The following is a 20,893-nucleotide window of genomic DNA, read 5'->3' as shown; positions in this document are numbered from 1 at the left end:
GGCTGACCGTCGGGCGACGGTGCCCGGGTCAGCCCTTGAGGCCGCCGGTGGTCAGGCCGGACATGATGTTCCTTTGGAAGATCAGGAACAGCACGACGGTGGGGATCGCGGCGATGACCGAGGCGGCGATCACCACGTTCATCGGGGTGCCGCCGGCGAAGGCGTAGATGCCGACGCTGACCGTGCGCGTCTCCGGCGACGGCATGACCAGCTTCGGCCAGAGGAAGTCCTTCCAGACCGCGGTCACCGCGAAGATCGCGACCACGCCGAGGATCGGCCGGGACATCGGCAGGACGATCGACCAGAGCGTGCGCAGCGGCGACGCGCCGTCCATCACGGCGGCGGCCATCAGGTCCTCGGGGATCGAGTCGAAGAACCGCTTGAGCAGGAAGATGTTGAACGCGTTGGCGACCAGCGGCAGCCAGATGGCGAACGGCGAGTCGAGCAGGTTGAGGTGCACGATCGGCAGATCGATCACGGTCACGTACTGCGGGACGATCAGCACCATCGCCGGGATCATCAGCGTCGCCAGCATCATGCCGAGGAGCACGCCGCCCAGCACCGGACGCAGCTTCGACAGCGCGTACGCGGCGGCGGTGTCGAACACGAGTTGGAACAGCACCGCGCCGGTGGCGTAGTAGAACGTGTTGAACAGCAGCTTCGCCAGGTCGAGGTTGGTCCAGGCGTCGACGTAGTTCCGGGGTTGCGGGGCAGCTGGGAACAGCGACGGCGGCGTCTGGGCGATCTCCTGGCCCGACTTCAGCGCTCCGGTGACCATCCAGTAGAGCGGGCCGAGGAAGACCAGGGTGAACGTCACCACGACGACGGTGAGCACGGTCCAGTAGAGGAGCCGGCCGCGGCCGCGCCGCAGTTGGGCCGGGGAGATCAGGGTCCGGGTGGTGGAGTCGGCTGCCATGTCCTAGTCCTGTCTCGCGGTCAGTCGCACGTAGACGGCGGAGAACCCGGCCAGCACCACCAACATGATCACGCCGAGCGCGGCGGCGCCGTTGAGGTCGTTCTGGAAGAAGCCGTGCTGGTAGATCAGGTACGCCACCGAGGTCGCCGAGTCCTGCGTGCCGGCGCCGTTGGCCAGGATCAGCGGCTCGATGAAGAGCTGCATGGTGGCCACGATCTGCAGCATCGCCAGCAGCGCGAGGATCAGCCGGGTCTGCGGGACGGTAACGTTGGTGATCCGCCGCCACACGCCCGCGCCGTCGATTTCGGCGGCCTCGTACAGCTCGCCGGGGATGTTCTGCAACGCCGCCAGGTAGATCAGCACGGCGCCGCCCATGTTCATCCAGGTCGAGGCGAGCACCATCGCCGGCATCGTCATGGTCGGCGACTGCATCCACTCCGACGTGGGTAGGTGCAGTGCGGTGAGCACCGCGTTGAACAGCCCCGCCTCGCTCGGGTCGTACGCGTAGAACTTGAACAGGAACAGCGCGGACGCCGGCGGCAGCATCACCGGCAGGTAGACCAGCGCCCGGAGGTAGCCCTTGGCGTGGCGCAGTTCGTTGAGCAGGATCGCCACACCGAACGGCACGGCGTAGCCGAGCACCAGCGCCAGGCCGGTGAAGACGAGCGTGTTCCGCCAGGCGGTCCAGAAGCTCGGGTCGGCGACGATCCGGGTGTAGTTGTCCCAGCCCACCCAGGTGGTCTCGCCGCGTCGGGTGCGCTGGAAGCTCATCACCACGCCGCGGACCATCGGATACCAGGAGAAGACGGCGAAGCAGGCGACCGCGCCGATCAGGAACGTGTGCCCGGTGAGGTTGTCCCGTACCTTCCGGGCGGTGGTGGGCGTCAAGGCGACTCCTGCGGTAGTGGCGACGGGGTCCGGTGCGTGGGGGCGGGCTGACCTGGCATGCCCTCACGGCCCTCGCTCCGCTCGGTGCGTTCGGTCATGCGGGACCGACCTGGCCCGCCCCCACGCGGGTCGGGTCAGCTACCGGCGGCCAGGAGCTGGTTGACCTTGTCCTCGGCCGTCTTGAGCAGCACGTCGATGTTCGCGTTCGGGTTGGTCAGCACCCCGGACATCGCGGCGTCGAGCACCGCGTAGACGGCCTGCGCGTTGCGCGGCTCTCCCTTGATCGGCACCGGGTTGGCCTCGAAGACGGCGTAGTTGGTGGTGTCCACGTTGGCGTTGGCCTTGCGCAGTTCGAGTTCCTGCTTCTGCGCGTCGCTGCCGTTGGTGAACAGCAGCGGCTGGGGCAGGCCCACCGGATAGTTCTGCGGCTTCGCCCGTACGTAGTCGAACTGGCCCTTGCCCGGCGTCAGCTTCTGGTAGGCGATCCACTTCAGACCGGCCTTGACCTGCTCCGGCGAGAGGCCCTTCTTGAAGAAGTAGCCTTCGCCGCCGCCGAGCGTCGCCTTGGCCGGACCGTCCTGACCGGGCAGCGGGCCCATCGCCCAGTCCTGGTACCGGCCCTGGAACTGGCTGACGATTGCCTGGGTGGCGTCGGGCGCGCCGATGAACATGCCGACCTTGCCGGCGCCGGCGTTGGTCAGCAGGTCACCCCACTGCAGTAGCTGCCGGCTGCCCATGCTGTTGTCGCCGTACCGCATGTCCTTGAGGTTCTGCAGGACCTGCTTGCCGCTGGCGTTGTTGAAGTCGGCCTTCTTGCCGTCGGCGGTCAGCACCTGGCCGCCCTGGGAGTAGAGCAGCGAGGTGAAGTGCCAGCCGCCGGTGTTGCCGGCGCTGTACTCCGAGTATCCGGCGACGCCGCCGCCGAGCGCGGAGATCTTCTTGGCTGCGGCCCGCACCTCGGGCCAGGTCCTGGGCGGGTTCGTCACGTCCAGCCCGGCGCGCTGGAACAGCGCCTTGTTGTAGATCAGGCCCATCGAGTAGTTCTTCACCGGTACGCCGTAGAGCTTGCCGCCGTCGGTGAAGACCTCCTTGAGCGCCGGGTCGACGCTGTCCCAGGTCGGGAGCGTGTCCTTGGTGGCGTACCCGGTGATGTCCATCGCCTGACCGGAGTCCAGCACCTGCTGAAGGTCGGTCATGTAGCCGTAGAACACGTCGGTGACGGTGCCACCGGCGAGGCGGGCGGTGAAGTCCGGCGGGTTGTTGCACTGCTCGCCGACGCTGACGCTCTTGACGACGATGGTCGGATTCTGCCGCTGGAACTCGGCGACGTCGTCGTTCCAGTTCTTCAGCAGCTCCTTCTGCGCGCCGACCGGCTGACAGTCGACCGTGATGGTCACCTTGCCGCCGGCTCCGGCGGAGTTGTCGCTCTTGGTGGAGCACGCCGCGAGGCCGAGCCCGAGGCCGGCCGCGAGTGTCGCGGCCAGGACCTTCCGATGTTGCGGTACGGACATCTGCCCATCCCTTCGGGAACAGGTGCATCGATGGCATTCATTGATCTTCGACGGCCGCCCCGACGGGGTCCCGGGTGCGGTTGAGTGCAGTCAATGTAGCGATGCCGACTCTTTACGGCAAGGTTTCGATCCATCGACGAAAGAACTCGACTTTGTAACGGCGGATCGCGACGGAGATGTCGGGAGGCACCAAAACGGCCGCCGACCACATGCAGTGGTCGGCGGCCGGGTGACGCGAAGGGCTCAGCCGCGGGGCGCGGGGGCGGTGGAACCGCGTACCACCAGCTCGGGTTCGAAGAGCAGCTCCTCGTGCAGCACGCCGGCGCCCTCGATCTGGGTGACCAGCAGGTCCACCGCCGCCTGACCCATCGTCTCGATCGGCTGCCGCACCGTGGTCAACGGCGGATCGGTGCAGGTCATGAACGCGGAGTCGTCGAAGCCGACGACCGACACGTCGGCCGGCACCACGCGGCCGAGCCGGCGGGCGGCCCGAATGGCGCCCAGGGCCAGCACGTCGCTCGCGCAGATGACGCCGGTCACGCCACGCTCGATCAGCTTGGCCGCGGCGACCCGGGCGCCCTCCATGGAGAAGCTGGACCGCTCGACGCGGCTCCGGTCCGCACCCCAGTCCGCCGCCCGGACCATGGCGTCCAGCTTGCGCCGCGAGGGTACGTGGTCCTCCGGACCGAGCACCATGCCGATCAGCTCGTGCCCGAGCGAGCGCAGATGCCCGTACGCCTGCTCGACGGCGACCGCGTCGTCGGTGGACACCCGCGGGAAGCCCAACTCCTCGACGCCGGCGTTGACCAGCACCACCGGCAGGCCCCGGTCGTTCAGCCGCCGGTAGTGCTCGTGCGAGGCATCGGCCAACGCGTACGCGCCACCGGCGAAGATCACGCCGCTGACCTGGTGGTCCAGCAGCATCTCCAGGTAGCCGGACTCGGGCACGCCGCCGATGGTGCGGGCACACAGCGCCGGGGTGAAGCCCCGCTGGGCGAGCGAGCCGGTGACCACCTCGGCCAGCGCCGGAAAGATCGGGTTCTGCAGTTCCGGCAGGACCAGTCCGACCAGCCGGGCCCGCTCCCCGCGCAGCTTCGTCGGCCGCTCGTAGCCGAGCACGTCGAGCGCGGTCAGCACGGCCGTCCGGGTCGCCTCGGACACGCCGCCCCGGCCGTTGAGCACCCGGCTCACGGTCGCCTCGCTGACGCCCGCCTTGCGGGCCACCTCCGTCAAGCGTTTCGTCACGGTCGCGATCGTACGTCAGATTCTTGCAAGAAATGAACAGCCCCGCGCTCCACGGTGCGACCGGCAGGACGCGACCCGACGCGTCCAGGTCAGCCGATCGGCGCGGCGGCGGCCCGCAGCGCCCAGAAGTTCGACCGGTACTGGTCGTGGATGGCCGCCGACTGGACCCGCAGCAGCGCCTCGTCGTTCTCCCGCAGCGCGGCGTTGGAGTAGTTGTGGCTGCCGGTCATCACCCACTTGGTGTCCTTCTGCCCGGCGTACGTCCCCTCGATCAGCAGGTACTTCGAGTGCACGATGTAGTCGCCGCTGATCCGGTACAGCTTGATCCGGCTGTGCCCGGACAGGATGCGCAGCACGTCGGCGTCGGTGTCCGTGTAGACGACCTCCACCCAGCACTTCCGGTCGGCCAGCTCGCGCAGCTTGCTGGCGATCGGGTTGCGGCTGAAGTACCACATGGCGATCCGGATGATGGTGCGTCCTGTCTCGGTTCCGGTCGAGGTGTTGCCCTCGCAGGTGACGTTCTCGTCGAGCATGTTGTAGATCGTGTCGGTGTCCTGGGTGCTACCGGCGCGCGGGAAGAAGTACGACTTGGCGTTGCCGCTGGACGTGGTCCGGTAGTAGTCGTTGTTCTTCACCTGCGCCGCCAGGTCGTCGTGGTAGGCGACGTACGAGTTGTAGACGGCGGTGTTGCCGACCAGCGTCACGGCGTTGTTCCAGTACTGCTCGGCGTTCCCGGACGTCAGGTTGGACGAGCTCTGCACGAGCACGTTCGTCGACCCGGACGTGTTGGAGAAGAGGAAGAACTTGTTGTGCATGATCGGCGTGCCGAGGTTCCCGATGCAGGCCCGACCGGTGGTGCAGACGGTCACCCAGGACGGGTTGGCCCGGTTCCCGCCCAGCCGGGCGGTCAGGCTGGTCACCGCCGGGTAGTCGCGGGACTGGCTGTCGACCACGACCCGTACGTGCACTCCCCGGTCGTACGCCGCCAGCAGGTCGTTCGAGACCCGGGTCAGGGTGAAGTGGTACATCGCCATCCGGATCGTGGATCCCGCCGCAGCGCCCCGGATCAGCCCCTGGACGTGGTCGATGATGGCGTACTGCTGACCGGCCACGGTCGGGTTGTTGAACACGGCCCCCGAGGCCACGGCCGCGACCGCCGGTGTGGTCGGTGCCAACGACGCGGTGACGGCGAGGCCACCGGTGACCAGCAGTGCGGTGATGCGACGTAGAAACATCAAGCCTCCTCGACGACGGTGCGGACGCCACCACCGCGGCGGCCGGACCGCACCGGCCCTCCCCCGCCGTGGCACCACGTCAGGATCGCAGCGGCGGTGCACATGTTCCGCACACCCGCATCATGCCTTCCGTCGTGCGCCGCGACCGTCCGGTCGGCACCGCGTACGGCGTGACCAGCGCCGGGACCGGATGACCCTCGACGACGGGCCGGCCACCGCGGCGGCCACCACGACGATCGCCCTGGCGGACGCGAACGGGCGTACCGCACAATCGCCCGCATCGCCGGCCCGGCCGGCGACCGCGAAGCCTTCTCCTCCCCCGCGTCCGAAAGGAGCACCCGCCATGCGCCGTCTGGTCCTGGCGTTCGCACTGGTGATCGGCATGGTGATCGACACGGCGACGCCGGCCGCGGCGGACACCGTGACCGTGACCAGCGGCTCGGTCAAGGTCCTGTTCCTGCGACCGAACCTGGACCCGGTCCCCGACGCCGACTACGCCGCGCCCGATCCCACCAAGACCGGACCGCGGCTCGCCCGGTACCAGACCACCGGCCTGCGGGACGAGATCGACGCTCTGGTCCAGGCCAGCCTGGCGGGCTCCACCCTGTACGCGTCGCTGTACAGCTTCACCGACCCGGCCATCACCGACCACCTGCTGGCCGCGCACCGGCGGGGGGTGAAGGTACGCCTGCTCGTCGAGGCGTGCACCGGCGGCGACCCCGCCGTGTGCAACCAGTCCGACCAGGTCGACGCGCTGGTCGCCAGCCTGCCGGCGTGGACGTCCGGAGCGACCGGCTCCTGGGTCAGACGCTGCTTCGCCTCCTGCGCCGGCGGCGGCGTCGGCATCAACCACAACAAGTTCTGGGTGTTCGGTGCCCTCTCCGACGGACGCACCGACGTCACCGTCGTCGCGTCGAACAACCCGACCAACCCGCAGCAGCAGATGTTCCAGAACCTGGTCGAGGTCTCCGGAAACGCCGCGCTCGCCACCGTCTACCGCGCCTACGTCGACCGCAAGGTCACGGTGACCGGCACCGGCAAGGTGTACGAGACCGGCCATTCCGACGCCGGGGCGTTCCGCGTCTGGTTCTCCCCCCGCAACTCCCCCAGCACCGCCGAGGACAACGAGATCACCAGCTCGTTCAACCCGCAGAGCACCCGGCACGACGTCTTCGCCGCCGCCATCGACGACGTGCAGTGCTCCACCACCGGCACCGACGACGTGATCCGCCTCGCCATGTGGGGCTTCCGGCAGGCCCGGCCGGAGGTCATCGACGCGCTCGGCGACAAGGCCGCCGCCGGCTGCACCGTCGAGGTCGCCACCGGCGAGCACGAGGACGCCATGGACGAGCTGACCGCGCGCGGGATCGGCGTCTACGCGATGGACCCGGGCGGCTGCCGCCAGTCGTTCTTCGGGGTCGGCACCGCCGTCAACGCCGAGTGCGCCGACGGCAGCATCCACTCGAAGTACCTGCTGACCCAGGGCGTGTCCCGCAAGGACAACAAGACGCACCAGTACGTCTACACCGGCTCGCACAACCTCACCAACGGGGCGCTGAAGAAGAACGACGAGACGTTCATGCGCATCGACGACGCCACCGTCTACGGCGGCTACGTCGCCGATTTCGCCGCCATCCGCAGGGCGGCCGTGACTATCGCCCCGTCGCGGTACCCGGACGCCACCTTCGCCACGGCGAACCAGGTGGCCACCGGCGACCAGCATCAGCCGGCCGTCGCCGCCCGCCGCGACGCGGACGGGCACCACGTCAGCGCCGTCGCGTACAGCTCCGGCTCGCTGACCGGCACCGGCAACGAGATCCGGCTGGGCCGCTTCGTCGACGGGGCACGCCAGTCCGACGTCGTCGTGCGCACCGGCGGCAGTACGGCATGGAACTACCGCACCCCCGACGTCGGCCTCGCCGCCAACGGTGACGCCGTGGTCGTGTGGGCCGACGACGGCAACGGCAACGGCGGCTACGAGATCCGTTCCCGCCGGGTACACCCGGACGGCACGATGACCCCGGTCGTCAACATCAACTCCCAGGCCGATGGTGACCAGAGCGAGCCGTCGGTCGCGGTGCTGCCCGACGGACGATTCGGGGTCGCCTGGCAGGACCGGTCCACCGCCGGTGCCAGCTCGATCCGGTACGCCTCGTTCAGCGCCACCGACGCCCGGGTGTCGGCGGTCAGCGGGGGTTACGACGTACCGGTCCAGGCCGTCGCCAAGGGCACGTACCGCAGACCGGACCTGGCGCTCGACGCCGCCGGAACCGCCGCGATCGCCTGGGAGGACGACGCGGACGGCAACGGCGGGTACAGCATCCGCGCCCGGACCGGCACGTTCGCGGGCGTGTTCGGTGCGCTCGTCGCCGTACACACCGGCGACCTCTCCGACGGTCAGCAGCTCGACCCGGCGGTCGGCGCCGGTCCGGCCGGCACCTGGTACGTGGCCTGGACCGACGACTACGCCGGCCGCACCGGTTACGACGGCAAGCCGCAGTCGCTGATCTACGTGCGCGGCTTCACCGGCACGACGGCCGCGTTCGCCGCCCGAGCCGTCAGCGGGCCGATCTACCGGTGGACGAACAACTCGTCCGGCGTGTACACGGTGACCGAGCAGACGGCCTACCAGTCGGACCGCGTCGGCCGTCAGTCGCATCCGGACCTCGCCGTCGACGGTGCCGGCAACGCCGTCGTCACCTGGCAGGAGACGGGCCAGACGACCGGACTCACCAGCGGCAGCAGCGGCACCGAGGTGTGGGCCCGCGGCGTCGGCCCGACCGGTACGACCGAGAACCTGTTCCCCGAGTACCGGCTCAGCGTCTTCACGGCCAACCGCCAGGACGCCCCCGCCGTCGGCGTCGACCAGGCCGGCTATCTGACCGTGCTCTACGTCGACGACTGGGACGGCAACGGCGGCACCCAGCTGAAGATCCGCTACGGCCTGCGCAACTGCGCGCAGACCTGTTGACCGGGCGGTGGACGTGTCACCGGGGGCAGGCGGCGTCGTGGGCGGGCGTCTCGGGGCACGGCAGCGTCAGCACCACCTCGAACCCGCCGCCGGGCCGGTTGCCGCTGGCGACCGTGCCGTCGAACAGCCGGGCCCGCTCCCGCATACCGATCAGGCCGTGGCCGACCGGTTCGCCCGGTTCGCCCGGGTCGACGCGGTCGCCCGGGCCGGCGCGGTCGCCCCGCCCGTCGTCGGTCACCCGTACCAGGATCTGCTCGGGCCGGTAGTCGAGCGTCACGGTGGCGTGCGCGGGTCCGGCGTGCCGCAGCACGTTGGTCAACGCCTCCTGGATCATCCGGTACACGCACAGGTCCAGGTGGTTCGGCAGCCGCCGCGGCCGGCCGTTGACCACGACGTCGACCGGTTGGCCGGCGCGGCGGACCCGGTCGACCAGGTCGTCGAGGCGGTCCAGCCCTGGCGTCGGCGCGCCGTCCTCGGTCCCGTCCGGTCCGATGCGCAGGGCGGCCAGCAGGTGGCGCAGGTCCCGCTGGGCCTGCCGGCCGGCCTCGGCGATGGCGTCGAGCGCGACGCGCGCGGTGGCCGGATTCGAGGTGAAGACGTACTGGGCCAGGGCCGCCTGCACGGAGACCACCGACATGTGGTGGGCGACGTCGTCGTGCAGATCCCGGGCGATGCGCATGCGTTCCTCGGTGACCGCGCGCTGCGCCCGCTCCTGCTGCTCGTGGCGCAGCCGGGCGGTCAGCGCTGCCAGTTGGGCGTTGCGCCGGGCGAGCAGGCGGGCGTTGGTACCGAACAGCCAGGCGATGCCCACGATGAGCAGGACCTGGCCGAGGACCACGCTGAGCGGGAGCACCCGCGCCTGCCAACCGCTGTAGAAGACGACCCACGCCACGGCCGCCGCGCCGACCAGCGCGATCCGCCGTGGTCGCAGCGCCACGACGGTGTACAGGGCCAGCGGTGGGGCGACCCAGTTGACCGATGGCTGGTAGCCCGCGGCCAGGTACCCGGTGTACGCGGCGCAGGAGACCAGCAACGCCGGCAGGGCGTACCGGCGCCGGACCGCCAGCGGCAGGGCCACCGCGAACGTCAGCGCCCACGCCCAGGCGTCGAACGACCGGTGGGACGGCATCCGGTACCCGGTGCCCGCTATGCCGGTGAGCGTGGCCAGCGACAGGGCGAGCAGAACGTCGATCGCCGTCGGCGTGGCGCGACCGACGGTCCGGCCGCGGAACGCCCGCGGCGCGGAACTCCGAATGCCCGGGTCGGTCACTCGGCGGGACCCGGTGCGGCGGCTCCCGGCACGACCAGTCCGGATTCGTAGGCCAGGACCACCGCCTGCGCCCGGCTCGTCAGGCCCAGCTTGCTCATGGCGCGGTTGAGGTGTGTCTTCACGGTGGCCTCGGAGATACGCAGCCGGTCGGCGATGTCAACGTTGACCAGTCCCTGCCCGACCAGCCGCAGCACCTGGCACTCCCGGGTGGTCAGCCCGCTCAGGTCCGGCGCGCGCCCGGCCGTCCGCCCGCCGGGGCGACCGGCGTAGGCCTCCACCAGCCGCCGGGTGACGCTGGGCGCGAACAGCATCTCGCCGGCCGCGACGGTCGCGACCGCCGTGAGCAGGCGGTCGGCCGCGATGTCCTTGAGCAGGAACCCGTGCGCGCCGGCCCGCAGCGCCTCGTAGACGTACTCGTCCAGGTCGAACGTCGTCAGGATGAGCACGCCGGGGCGGGTGATCGCGTCCGCACCGAGAATCCGCCTGGTGGCGGCGATCCCGCCGAGGCCGGGCATGCGGATGTCCATCAGCACCACGTCCGGGGCGGTTTCCCGGGCCAGCCCCACAGCTTCCTCGCCGCTGGTGGCCTCGCCGACGACCTCGACGCCGGGCGCGGCCCGCAGCAGTGCGGCCAGGCCCGCGCGGACCAGCGGCTGGTCGTCGGCCACGAGCACCCGGATGTCCCGCACCGCCGCATCGCCGCTCGACACTCGCCGCCCGTCCTCCCCGTCGCCCACCGGAGTCTATCGATTCGTCACGAACCTCCGGTGCGGCCGACCCGGGCCCGGCATACCGCGAAAGTTGACCGGGACTGACGTCGTCGTATGACGACCGGCTCCCGGAACGGACGTAGCGTCACCTCCGGGAACCACCACCGAGGAGTTTTCTCGCGCTACAGGGACGAGGAGATGGAATTCCAGGTTCTGGGCCGGCCGGACGTCTTCCACGGCGGTGAGCGCCTCGACACCGGTCCGCCGAAGCAACGGGCCGTGCTCACCGCGCTGCTGCTGTACCGCAACCAGGGGCTGTCCGCCGACCGTCTCGTGAAGTCGGTCTGGTGGGAGCCGCCCCGGGCGGCCCGGTCCAACCTGCGGCTCTACCTGGCCAGCCTGCGTCGGGTACTGCGCCCACCCGGCGAGCCCGGCACCCGGGTCCGCACCGTCGGAGCCGGTGGTTACCAGCTCAGCGTCCTCCCCGGCGAGCTGGACCTGGACCGGTTCGACGGGCTCGTCGAGGAGGGCGAGCGGGCGCTGCGCGCGGGGTGGCTGCCGGTGGCGGCCGACCGGCTGGAACAGGCCACGCGGCTGTGGCGCGGTCGGGTACTGGACGGGGTGCCCTGCGGGCCGGCCCTGCACGCGGAGGCGACCCGACTGGAGGAGCGCCGACTCGCGGTCGTCGAGCAGTGGGCGCGGGCCCGGCTGGTCCTGGGCCAGCCGGAGGCCACGATCGCGGAGTTGGGCAGCCTGGCCCGGGAGAACCCGCTGCGGGAACGACTGTGGGAGCTGCTGATGCGGGCGCTGTACGGCGCGGGCCGGGCCAGTGAGGCGCTGGCCACGTACGCCAGGCTGCGCCGGATGCTCGCCGGTGAGCTGGGCGTGGACCCGGCGCCGGAACTGCGCCGGTTGCACGAGCAGATCCTGCGCGGGGAGGTCCAGCCGACCTCCGCCGGGCCGGCCGCCGGTGCCGCACCCCGTCAGCTGCCCACCGGGCCCCGTCACTGCTACGGCCGTACCGTCGAACTGGCCGATCTGCGGCGACTGCTCACCGACCCGGCACCGGGGCCGCTGGTGGTGGCCGTGGACGGGGTGGCCGGTGTCGGCAAGTCGGTCTTGGCGTTGGCGGCGGCCCGAAGCGGCGCCGACCGGTTCCCGGACGGGCAGCTCTACGTCGACCTGCGGGGCGCCACCTCCGGCCTGATTCCACTGCGTCCGGTCGACGCGCTCGGGCGCCTGCTGCGGACGTTGGGCGTCCGCCCCGACGCGGTGCCCGACGAGGAGGCCGAGGCAGCGGCCCTGTTCCGATCCGTGGTGGCCCGGCGGCGGATCCTCCTGCTGCTGGACGACGCCGCCTCGGCGGACCAGGTCCGTCCGCTGCTGCCGGCCGGGCCCGGCTGCGCCACGCTGATCACCAGCCGGCACGTCCTCAGCGGTCCGATCGACGCGCACCGGGTGCCCCTCGGCGTGCTCTCCACCGACGACGCCGTGGCCATGCTCGGCCGGCTGGCCGGCTCGGCCCGTGTCGCGGCCGACCCGGCCGCCGCCGCCCGCGTCGCCGCCCTCTGCGGGCATCTGCCACTCGCCCTGCAGATCGCCGGTACGCGGCTGGCGGCACGGTCACGGTGGCCGCTGGCCGCGCTCGCGGATCGGCTGGCGGCCGTCCAGCGGCGGCTGGACGAACTCGCCAGTGGGAACCTCTCGGTCCGGTCCGGCATCGAACTGACCTACCGCGGTCTCTCGCCGCAGGCCCGGCAGGCGTTTCGCCGGCTCGGCCTGCTACCCGTCCGGGACTTCCCCGGCTGGGCGCTCGCGGCGCTGCTGGACGCCCCGCTCCCGACCGCGGAGCGGCTGCTCGAGGAGTTGACCGCCGCCCACCTGGTGGAACCCGGCGCCGAACCCGGCAACCCGGCGCCCGACGGGACGCGGTTCCGGTTCCATGACCTGATCCGGTTGTACGCCCAGGAGCAGGCGGCGACGGATCCGCCGCACGCCCGTGCCGGCGCGCTCCACCGGTTGCTGGGTGCCGGCCTGAGCCTGACCGAACAGGCCGGCGCCCGGCTCGCCGCGGACTTCCTCGGTGTCACGCGACACCGGCAGGCCCGGTGGAGCCTGCCCCGGCCGGAGGCGGACCGGATCACCGCCGACCCGCGCGCCTGGTACGAACGGGAACACGCCTTCCTGGTCGCCCTGGTGGACCACGGCCTGACCGCCGGCGCGCTGCGCCTGGCGTGTTGCCTGGCCGCCTCGCTCACCACGTTCTTCCAGGTCGGCAACCGGTTCGCCGAATGGCGGCGGACGCAGACCGCGGCGCTGGCGGCGGCCCGGCGGGGCGGTGACCGGCGGGCCGCGAGGTGGCTGCACCGCGGCCTCGGGGAGCTGGACACCATCCAGGACCGCTACGCCGAGGCGGTGGCGCACTTCCGGGCGGCGCGGGCGACGGACGCCGCCAAGGACCCGGAGTACGAGGCGGCCATCGCCGCCGGCCTGGGTTACCTGCACCGGCTGCGCGGCGAGTACGGGAACGCGCTGACCGAATTCACCCGCGCCGGCACGCTGAGCGGGACGACCGGCAACGTCAACGGCCTGGCGTACGCGACCAGCGGGCTCGGCGTGGTCCACCTGGAGCGTGGCCGGTTGGCGGATGCCGCGGCATGCTTCGTCGAGTGCCTGCGGCTGAGCCGGGCCGCCGGTTACCTGCCCGGCGAGGCGCAGGCCCTGCGATCCCTGGGCCAGGTGCAGCGGGCCCGCGCTCGGCACGACCTCGCCGCCCGGCACTTCCTGCACGCCAAGCGGATCAGCGACGGCCTCGGCGACCGGGTGGGCGCCGCGCACGCGGCCTGCTGGCTCGGGGAGATGCGGGTCCGCCAGGGCCGGCCGGCCGAGGGCAGGTTGCTGCTGGCCCGCTGCCTGTGGGTGTTCCGCGACGTCGGCAACGACTGGGGCGAGGCCGGCGCGTTGTGGGCGCTGGCGGTGGCCCAACTGGCCGCCGGACGGGCGGCGGCCGCCCGTCGGCGGGCCACGCAGGCGGTGGACATCTGGCGGCGGATCGACTCGCCGCACTGGTTGGCGACCGGCATCGAAACCCTCGCCGACGCGTACGACGCGACCGGCGACCGGATGACCGGGCGGCGCGTCCGCCAGGAGGCCGTCGACGTGCGCCGGCGCCTCACGGACGGCGGGGCCGGCGGTGACGGCGCCGTCTAGCGGCCGCGCGATCCGCGGACGAACCGGTCGACGGCGGTCTCCACAATGCCGTCCAGCAGCTCGGGTGCCAGGAGGCTGCCGTTGCATCGCGCAGCCCACCAGGGATGTCGTGTGATTCGTCGCTGTCGATCAAGGTGGTGTGGCGGTGGAGCGACCCGTCAGAGTGCCAGCCGGACGCCGCTGTGCACCCGGGTCGGGATCCGGTGCAGCGGGATGGTCAGGTCCTGCTCGGGCACCCGGTGGTCGAGCCGGGCCAGGCGGGGCACCAGCGCGGTCAGCACCGCCATCGTGATCGCCTCGCCGGGGCAGCGGTGCCCGGTGCGCGGGTCGCCGCCGCCCTGCGGGATCAGGTCGAACTGGCCGATCTCGCGGTCGACGAACCGGTCCGGACGGAACGCGTACGGGTCGGGCCACAGGCCGGGGTCGTGGTTCTGTCCGTAGACGTCGAGCAGCACCACCGCCCCCGCCGGGATCGGCTCCCGGTCGAAGGTCAGGTCGCGCGCCGCCCGCCCGCCGATGAACGGCGCGAACGGGTAGAACCGCCGCAGTTCGTGCGCGTACGCGGTGGCGAACCCGCCGTCGCCGTCGGCGAGTGCCGCCCGGTGTTCCGGCCAGCGGTGCAGCGCGTGCCCGGCGAACATCATGAACCAGGCCACGGTCACGGTGGGGCGTAGCACGTTGAGCAGTTCCACGGCCGCGACGTGGCGGTCCAGCTGCCGGCCGTCGGCGTCGCGGTGCGCCGCGACCGCCGCGGTCGCGGACCCGGGCCGCACCGTGACCTCGCCCCGGCGTACCGATTCGACCAGGTCGCCGAACCGCTCCTCCAGCCGGCCGCGGGCCCGCCGGGCCCGCCAGTGCCGTGGGCCGACGGTGCCGAAGCCGTCGACCAGCGCCACCAGGTCGGCGGTGACCGGCCCGACCTCCGCGTCGGCCACCGGTACGCCCGCCCACCGGCACACCGCCACGCAGATCACCACGGCGGCCTCGTCGAAGAGGGTGACCTCCCCGCGCTCGCGCCAGCCGGGTACGGCGGCGTCCCAGGCGTCCGCGACGAGCGCGCCGAACCGTTCCACCCCCTCGGGGGTCATCAGGCCGGTGAACAGCTCCTTGCGCCGCTGGTGCGCCACCCCGTCCAGGCCGTGCACGGCTCCCTTGCCGAACAGGGTGCCCTGGATCGGTTCGGGCAACGCGCCGTGCCGCCGGATGTGCTCCTCGTCGTAGAAGAACCGGGCCGCCGCGGGCCCACACATCCCGACCGCCGGCCCGCCGAGCAGCCGGGTACGCACCACGTCGCCACCGGTGCGGCGGCGCAGGTTGGGCAGCCAGCCGTAGCCCTCGATCGCGAACCGGACGGTCTGATCGGCGAGCGGCGTTCCAGTCATCTGGCAGGTACTTCCCGCCGAACAGCCCGACAAACGGCCGGACACGGTCCGGGCCGGAGGTCACCCACCGGCCCGGACAGCCGCGGTCAGCAGTCGTACAGGCTGTTCGGGTGGACCGCCTCGCAGTACCGGATGTGCAGGTGGTTGTCGTGGTTGGCCTGGGTGCTGGTCAGTCCCTCGCTGATCAGCACCGGGTCGTTGAACCAGACGGCCCGGACGTGCCCGGGCGCGGCCGCCCGGATCGCCTGCACCAGCTGCCGGGTGGCGGCCCGGTCGTACGTGCTGGACTGCCAGGTGATCCGACCCGCGGTGCACTGGGCGCTGTCGGTGCGGATCGGCCAGATGTCGATGTCCAGCCCCACCTCGTGACTGGCGTGGCCGGCGATGTCCCCGCCGTGTTCGAAGCCGGAGTCACCGAGCGGCACCTTGCCCTGGCCGGTGCTGACGAAGTTCGCGATGCCGGTCCGGAGCTGACCGATCGCCGCGCCGGTGGCCCAGTTCGCCAGGCCGTTGCCGTCCGGGTCCTGGTCGCAGATGTTGCCGTTGGGCAGCGCGTACTCGTAGTGCCAGACCAGGTTGCGCCAGGTCGTCGGCCCGACGATGCCGTCCGCGTCGATGCCGGCGTGCGACTGGAAGCTCCGTACGGCGGCGGCGGTGGCGGCGTCGAACACCCCGTTGACCGTCAGCTTGGCGGACCGCTTCGCGTTGAGCTGCACCTGAAGGCCGCGTACGGCGGAGTTCGAGTCGCCCTGCCGGATCGTCACCGCGAGCGCGCCCCAGGTGGCCGGGCCGACGATGCCGTCGGCACCGAGCCCCTTGGCCGTCTGGAAGCTCCGCACGGCGGTGGCGGTGGCCGGGCCGAAGACGCCGTCGGCTCCGGTGGCGTGTCCGGCGTTGGCGAGCAGGTACTGGATGGTGAGTACGTCGGTACCGCGGTTGCCGCTGCTCTGGGTGGGGAAGAAGGCGTTGGCGTAGGCGTGCGCGGGTGATGCCGCGACCGCGAGCGAGGCCAGGACCGTCGCCGCCGCGAGCGACCACCGGGCGAGGAGCCTCCTCATCGATTACCTCCCAAGTCTCGGTACGGCCGGTCGGCTGGACACCGACCGGCCGGAGAAACGAAAATTCCCGCCGTCATTCATTCATGCAGTGAAAATCGTCAACACTGTCCCCGCCTCGCCTGGCGATGTCAATAGACGGTGATCAAGGCACGGAGAGCCTCGGCAGGGCATGCGTTGACCATGCCGAGCGGCGCCGCCTAGGCTGCCGGTGGACCGGCTCGGCCACGGGAGCGGGATGAACATCGGGGAGATCGCCCGACGGGCGGGGGTGTCGCGCAGCACGGTGTCGTACGTGCTGAGCGGCAAACGCACGGTGTCGGAGGCGACCCGCCGACGGATCCAGGCCGTCATCGACGAGCTGGACTACCGCCCCAACGCCAGCGCCCGGGCCCTGAAGGAGGGACGCACCCGGACCCTCGGACTGGTGATCCCGCCGGCCAGCCAGCGGCTGACCGACATGCAACTCGGCTTCGTCGCGAGCGTCGTGGAGGCGGCCGCACACGCCGACCTCGACGTGCTGCTCTCCCCCTCCGGCGGTGACCACGAGCGGTCGTTCGAACGGATCGTCACCGGCCGGCGGGTGGACGGCGTGATCCTGATGGAGATCCGGATGGAGGACGACCGGGTGACCCGGCTGCGACAGAGCCGGTTGCCGTTCGTCACCATCGGCCGGACCGCCGACCCGGAGGGCATGTCCTGGGTCGACATCGACTACCCCGGACTGATCGCCCGGTGCGTACACCACCTGGCCGACCTGGGACACCGGCACGTCGCCCTGGTGAACCGCTCCGCCGAACTCGTCGCGGCCGGCTACGGCCCCGGGCACCGGGCCCTGATCGGTTTCGCCGCGGCCGTCGCCGAGCGCGGCCTGACCGGGGTCGACGTCTGCTGCGGCGACGACGCGGCGGCCGGCGAGGCATGCTTCGAACAACTGCTCGCCGCCCATCCCCGGGTCACCGCGGTGGTCACCGTCAACGAGGCGGCGCTGCCGGGGATCCAGCGCGCCCTGGCGGCCGCCGGCCTGGTGGTGCCGCGGGACTTCTCGGTCACCGGGGTCGCCGCGCGGCACTGGGCGGAGGACTTCCGCCCACCGTTGACGGCGGCGGACGTGCCGGCCGCCGAGGTCGGCGCGGAGGCGGTGTCCCTGCTGCTGGAGCGCATCGCCGGACCGGTCATGCCACCGCGCCACCATCTGTACAGTCCGCCGATCTCGCTGCGGTCCAGCACCGGCCCGGTCCCCCAGCGGTCCCCCGCCGGCGGGCCCCCGCCCACCGGCTGAGCCCCGCGGCACCGGCAAAGCCCCGCGGCACCGGCAAAGCCACGGCCACCGGCTGAGCCTCGCCAATCGGCTGGGCACCGCCCGTCGGTGGGCGCCGGTCGGTCGGGTGTCCCGCCGGCGGGGCACCGGCCGGCCCGGGTGCGCGGGGTGACCGGCCGCCGTCCGACGGGTACGACAACGCCGGCACAGGGTCACCTCCGGGGCGACCGGGCCGACGCCGGTCCGACCGACCGGCCCGCCCCGTGTCCGACCGGACGGTCGGGGCCGGTCAGTCGCCCGGTCGCGCGGTCAGCTCGATGATCGCGTCCGCCGCGTTGCCCGGCCCGTCGACCGCCGCGTACAGGTCCCGGATGCGGCGGGCCGCGGCGGTGAACCGCGGGTCGGCGAGCATCCGGGCCGCCGCCCGGGTGAGCCGGGCGCTGCCGGCGTGTCGGGGCGCCACCGCGAGGGCGGCGTGCCGCCGGCGCAGGAGAGCCACGTTGAGGTCCTGCTCGGGATGCATGGGTAGGCCGAGGACCGGCGTCCCCGAGGCCATGGCGGTCTGCACACTGCCCTGTCCGCCACCCGTGACGGCGAGCGCGACGCGTCGCATGATCAGGTGGCTGGGCAGGACGGTGCCGACGCAGGTCCGGTCGTCGGCGAGATCGGTCAGGTCGTGCACGGTGGCGGCGACGAGGAGCCGGACGCCGAGTGGTCGCAGAGCGCGTACCACGCGGCGGACCCGGTCGGGCGTGCTGGAGGTGAGTGCGACGTAGACGACCGGGCCCGGGGCGGCGAGGAAGTCGGCGACCCGGTCCGGGACCGGCAGGTCGAGGTGGGCGAAGAGCGGACCGGTGTAGCGCAGCCGCGTGTCGGGCCGGTAGCGCCGCCCGGCCGGCCGCCAGGACTCCAGCTCGGCGGCCGGGATGCCCAGCACCTCGGGGATCTCCGGCACCAGCGCGAGGTCGCCCAGCACCAGGGCCGCGAGACTGGGTACGCCCGGGACGCCGAGCCGGGCCGCCACCCGGTTGAAGCCGCCACAGTAGAAACCGGTCCGGGGCAGCACCCGGTTGACCAGCAGCCGCCCGACCGGGCCGGGCAGGTGCCGGGTGCGGCGCATGCTCGGCGCGGGCACCAGGCCCCGTTCGAAGACCGGTGGCACCCAGCAGCCGTTGTGTTCGGACACCAGCGCGGCGCCGGCCAGCCGGGTGGACAGCATGGTGGTCAGCGTGTATCCGGTCACGACGGTGCGGGTGGCGTGCGCGCGGAAGTACTCCGCCTCGGCCCGCACATAGGTGAGCAGCTCCGCGTCGTCGTACATGCTCTGCCGTACGTCGCCCAGGCCGGTCGCCGCGGCGACGATCTCGACCGAGCGGGCGTCGGTCATGTGCGGACCGACGATGTCGTAGTCGACGCCGGCCGCGCGCAGCAGCCGCTCGTGGACGCCGCCGTGGGTGGCCATCCGCACGGACGCGCCGCGCCGCACGAGGGCGCGGTGGATCTCCAGCATCCGGGACGTCTCGGAGAGGTAGCCGCAGTGCGGCATCAGGACGATGCGGTGTTCCGGCGACACGATAGGTAATATATTTCCTATGTCGTCGACAGACAAGTCACCCTTCCTCCGCGGCGAGCTGACCCCGCCGGTACGGGCGTTCCGGCTCACCCTGTCCCTGGCCCAGCGGTTGCGTTACCTGATGGACGACCGGCTGCGTGCCGACGACCTCACCACCGGTCAGGCGGCCCTGCTGACGCTGGTGGCCGCGCTGGACGCGCCGTCGGTGAAGCAGGTCGCGGCGGGCCTGGGGACCACCCACCAGAACGTGGCCCAACTGGTCCGCGCACTCGAGCGCAAGGGCATGCTGGCGGTCCGCGACGACCCCACCGACGGCCGACGCAAGCTGCTCTCGGTCACCGAGGCGAGCCGGGCGTACTGGCGCTCCCGGGACGACGACGACCACACCGCCGTCGCCGACTGGTTCGCCGTACTCTCCGATCGCGAGCTGGCCGTCTTCGTCGAGCTGGCCGAACGGGTCCTGTCCTCGCTCGACGCGACCCCGGAACCGACGGCGTCACCCGTGAGCGGCGCGGCCGACCCGCCGCCGGCCCGGTGACCGGCCCGGCCCTCAAACCAGCTTTCTGGCCAGCGTCTCGAACTCCAGGTCCGGACGCAGCGGCACGCCGAACCGTTCGTCGCGGTACGGGAACGGGCTCACCTCACCGGTACGGCTGTAGCCGCGGCGTTCGTACCAGGCGATCAGGTCCTCGCGTTGCCGGATGACGGTCATCCGCATCTCGCCGGCGTCCCACTCCCGGCGGGCGTACCGCTCGGCCTCGGCCAGCAGCACCCGCCCCAGCCCGGCGCCCTGGCGACGGGGGGAGACCGCGAACATGCCGAAGTAGGCGTAATCCGCGCGGCGCTCCAGCTGGCAGCACGCGACGATGCCCGTGTCGTCCTCGGCGACCAGCATCGCGCCGTCCGGGCGGTCCACCGCGGCGACCACCATCGCCGGGTCGACGCGCTGCCCGGCGAGCAGGTCCGCCTCGGTCGTCCAGCCGGCCCGGCTGCGTTCTCCCCGGTACGCCGATTCGATCAGGTCCACGAGGGCCTCGACGTCGGCGCGGTCAGCGGTCCGGACCTCGGCGGGCGCGGGGCTGGTCATCGGCGGCACTCCCCGGAAAACGACGGAACGGTGACCGCGCCAGCCTACCGAGCCGATGGCAGAGAGCGAATATCCATCGACGTTCACCCATTGAAGATGTTAACGATAACATGCTACGTTGCCGGCAACGGAGCGAAGGGCACGCTCCGCGTCGGGATCGCCGCGTCGCGAGGGCACCCGGGACCGACTCGTTCCCGCGCCTTCCCCGCCGGCAACCGTCCGGGCCAACCACCGGCACCGCGCGCCGCAGTGGACGCCACGCGCACTTCGACCCTCCGACTTCGAAAGCCGGTCACGCCGACGGGCGCCGTCGCCCGTACGGCCGGTGTGGCCGGCGAATGGCGCCACCAATTTCACCGTCAAGTGCGGAACGCGGACCGCGGTGACCCGACCGCCGGCACCGTGTCCGCCGGAGACCGACAGCGAGGTCTGATCATGCGTACACAGAAGAAATGGTTCGCCGCGGCGGCCGTGACGGTCGCGTTGGCGGCGGTCGGTGCGGCCGTGGTGGCGGGGCCGGCGAGTGCGGAGTCCAACGGTGGGGTGCGGGTGATGCCGTTGGGTGATTCGATCACCGAG

General features: G+C 72.1%; 15 protein-coding genes. 4 read left to right on the top strand and 11 right to left on the bottom strand.

The window, feature by feature from the left end; genetic code table 11:
* Positions 1-28: 28 nt before the first annotated feature.
* From ACFOX0_RS28695 to ACFOX0_RS28675, 5 genes are all read right to left on the bottom strand, one after another.
* Positions 29-916: a carbohydrate ABC transporter permease gene (locus tag ACFOX0_RS28695; RefSeq protein ID WP_377551878.1), complete on the bottom strand. Its 888-nt coding sequence runs from the start codon at positions 914-916 to the stop codon at positions 29-31.
* A 3-nt stretch (positions 917-919) separates the two neighbouring features.
* Positions 920-1,804, bottom strand: a complete 885-nt coding sequence (locus ACFOX0_RS28690; protein ID WP_377551876.1) for a carbohydrate ABC transporter permease — start codon at positions 1,802-1,804, stop codon at positions 920-922.
* A gap of 134 nt (positions 1,805-1,938) precedes the next feature.
* Positions 1,939-3,315 carry an ABC transporter substrate-binding protein gene (locus tag ACFOX0_RS28685; RefSeq protein ID WP_377551874.1) on the bottom strand — a complete coding sequence of 459 codons (1,377 nt, stop codon included), beginning with the start codon at positions 3,313-3,315 and terminating at the stop codon, positions 1,939-1,941.
* 243 nt (positions 3,316-3,558) lie between these two features.
* Positions 3,559-4,560, bottom strand: coding sequence for a LacI family DNA-binding transcriptional regulator (locus ACFOX0_RS28680; RefSeq protein WP_377551872.1), 1,002 nt, complete (start codon positions 4,558-4,560; stop codon positions 3,559-3,561).
* 89 nt (positions 4,561-4,649) lie between these two features.
* The gene (locus tag ACFOX0_RS28675) at positions 4,650-5,795 is read right to left on the bottom strand and encodes a phospholipase D-like domain-containing protein (RefSeq protein ID WP_377551870.1); all 1,146 of its coding nucleotides are present in this window, start codon (positions 5,793-5,795) and stop codon (positions 4,650-4,652) included.
* Between the two features lie 343 nt (positions 5,796-6,138).
* Here ACFOX0_RS28675 and ACFOX0_RS28670 point away from each other — a divergent pair, with 343 nt between their 5' ends.
* Positions 6,139-8,766 carry a phospholipase D-like domain-containing protein gene (locus ACFOX0_RS28670; protein WP_377551868.1) on the top strand — a complete coding sequence of 876 codons (2,628 nt, stop codon included), beginning with the start codon at positions 6,139-6,141 and terminating at the stop codon, positions 8,764-8,766.
* 16 nt (positions 8,767-8,782) lie between these two features.
* Here ACFOX0_RS28670 and ACFOX0_RS28665 read toward each other — a convergent pair whose 3' ends face one another.
* Entirely contained in the window at positions 8,783-10,036 is a 1,254-nt protein-coding gene (locus tag ACFOX0_RS28665; protein ID WP_377551866.1) for a sensor histidine kinase, read from the bottom strand.
* Positions 10,033-10,746: a response regulator gene (locus ACFOX0_RS28660; RefSeq protein ID WP_377551864.1), complete on the bottom strand. Its 714-nt coding sequence runs from the start codon at positions 10,744-10,746 to the stop codon at positions 10,033-10,035. Before ACFOX0_RS28660 ends, ACFOX0_RS28665 begins: the two co-directional genes overlap by 4 nt.
* 198 nt (positions 10,747-10,944) lie before the next feature.
* Here ACFOX0_RS28660 and ACFOX0_RS28655 point away from each other — a divergent pair, with 198 nt between their 5' ends.
* Complete coding sequence (locus ACFOX0_RS28655; RefSeq protein WP_377551862.1) at positions 10,945-13,956, top strand: AfsR/SARP family transcriptional regulator; 3,012 nt, start codon at positions 10,945-10,947, stop codon at positions 13,954-13,956.
* A 158-nt stretch (positions 13,957-14,114) separates the two neighbouring features.
* On the opposite strand, the gene ACFOX0_RS28650 is transcribed toward ACFOX0_RS28655, so the two are convergent.
* Together ACFOX0_RS28650 and ACFOX0_RS28645 are read right to left on the bottom strand one after the other, a co-directional pair.
* A complete protein-coding gene (locus ACFOX0_RS28650) occupies positions 14,115-15,338 on the bottom strand; it encodes a cytochrome P450 (RefSeq protein WP_377551860.1) in 1,224 nt (407 codons plus the stop codon).
* Positions 15,339-15,424: 86 nt separating this feature from the next.
* Positions 15,425-16,396, bottom strand: coding sequence for a penicillin-insensitive murein endopeptidase (locus tag ACFOX0_RS28645; RefSeq protein WP_377551858.1), 972 nt, complete (start codon positions 16,394-16,396; stop codon positions 15,425-15,427).
* Between the two features lie 235 nt (positions 16,397-16,631).
* Here ACFOX0_RS28645 and ACFOX0_RS28640 point away from each other — a divergent pair, with 235 nt between their 5' ends.
* The gene (locus tag ACFOX0_RS28640) at positions 16,632-17,675 is read left to right on the top strand and encodes a LacI family DNA-binding transcriptional regulator (protein WP_377551856.1); all 1,044 of its coding nucleotides are present in this window, start codon (positions 16,632-16,634) and stop codon (positions 17,673-17,675) included.
* A gap of 268 nt (positions 17,676-17,943) precedes the next feature.
* Here ACFOX0_RS28640 and ACFOX0_RS28635 read toward each other — a convergent pair whose 3' ends face one another.
* Positions 17,944-19,227 carry a glycosyltransferase gene (locus ACFOX0_RS28635; RefSeq protein WP_377551854.1) on the bottom strand — a complete coding sequence of 428 codons (1,284 nt, stop codon included), beginning with the start codon at positions 19,225-19,227 and terminating at the stop codon, positions 17,944-17,946.
* 19 nt (positions 19,228-19,246) lie between these two features.
* Here ACFOX0_RS28635 and ACFOX0_RS28630 point away from each other — a divergent pair, with 19 nt between their 5' ends.
* On the top strand, positions 19,247-19,765 hold the full coding sequence (locus tag ACFOX0_RS28630) for a MarR family winged helix-turn-helix transcriptional regulator (protein WP_377551852.1): 519 nt from the start codon (positions 19,247-19,249) through the stop codon (positions 19,763-19,765).
* A 12-nt stretch (positions 19,766-19,777) separates the two neighbouring features.
* Here the strand turns inward: ACFOX0_RS28630 and ACFOX0_RS28625 are convergent, their stop codons facing one another.
* Positions 19,778-20,314: a GNAT family N-acetyltransferase gene (locus tag ACFOX0_RS28625; protein WP_377551850.1), complete on the bottom strand. Its 537-nt coding sequence runs from the start codon at positions 20,312-20,314 to the stop codon at positions 19,778-19,780.
* Positions 20,315-20,893 lie beyond the last annotated feature (579 nt).

Source organism: Micromonospora zhanjiangensis, from assembly GCF_042650605.1.
Classification (GTDB): domain Bacteria; phylum Actinomycetota; class Actinomycetes; order Mycobacteriales; family Micromonosporaceae; genus Micromonospora_J; species Micromonospora_J zhanjiangensis.
This window is presented reverse-complemented; position numbering and strand designations above follow the sequence as displayed.

What these genes read in the sequence shown, in the direction of transcription:
- ACFOX0_RS28695 (WP_377551878.1), bottom strand. Translation starts at nt 916, where the DNA reads ATGGCAGCCGACTCCACCACCCGGACCCTGATCTCCCCGGCCCAACTG.
- ACFOX0_RS28685 (WP_377551874.1), bottom strand. Translation starts at nt 3,315, where the DNA reads ATGTCCGTACCGCAACATCGGAAGGTCCTGGCCGCGACACTCGCGGCC.
- ACFOX0_RS28675 (WP_377551870.1), bottom strand. Translation starts at nt 5,795, where the DNA reads ATGTTTCTACGTCGCATCACCGCACTGCTGGTCACCGGTGGCCTCGCC.
- ACFOX0_RS28670 (WP_377551868.1), top strand. Translation starts at nt 6,139, where the DNA reads ATGCGCCGTCTGGTCCTGGCGTTCGCACTGGTGATCGGCATGGTGATC.
- ACFOX0_RS28655 (WP_377551862.1), top strand. Translation starts at nt 10,945, where the DNA reads ATGGAATTCCAGGTTCTGGGCCGGCCGGACGTCTTCCACGGCGGTGAG.
- ACFOX0_RS28650 (WP_377551860.1), bottom strand. Translation starts at nt 15,338, where the DNA reads ATGACTGGAACGCCGCTCGCCGATCAGACCGTCCGGTTCGCGATCGAG.
- ACFOX0_RS28645 (WP_377551858.1), bottom strand. Translation starts at nt 16,396, where the DNA reads ATGAGGAGGCTCCTCGCCCGGTGGTCGCTCGCGGCGGCGACGGTCCTG.
- ACFOX0_RS28640 (WP_377551856.1), top strand. Translation starts at nt 16,632, where the DNA reads ATGAACATCGGGGAGATCGCCCGACGGGCGGGGGTGTCGCGCAGCACG.
- ACFOX0_RS28630 (WP_377551852.1), top strand. Translation starts at nt 19,247, where the DNA reads ATGTCGTCGACAGACAAGTCACCCTTCCTCCGCGGCGAGCTGACCCCG.
- ACFOX0_RS28625 (WP_377551850.1), bottom strand. Translation starts at nt 20,314, where the DNA reads ATGACCAGCCCCGCGCCCGCCGAGGTCCGGACCGCTGACCGCGCCGAC.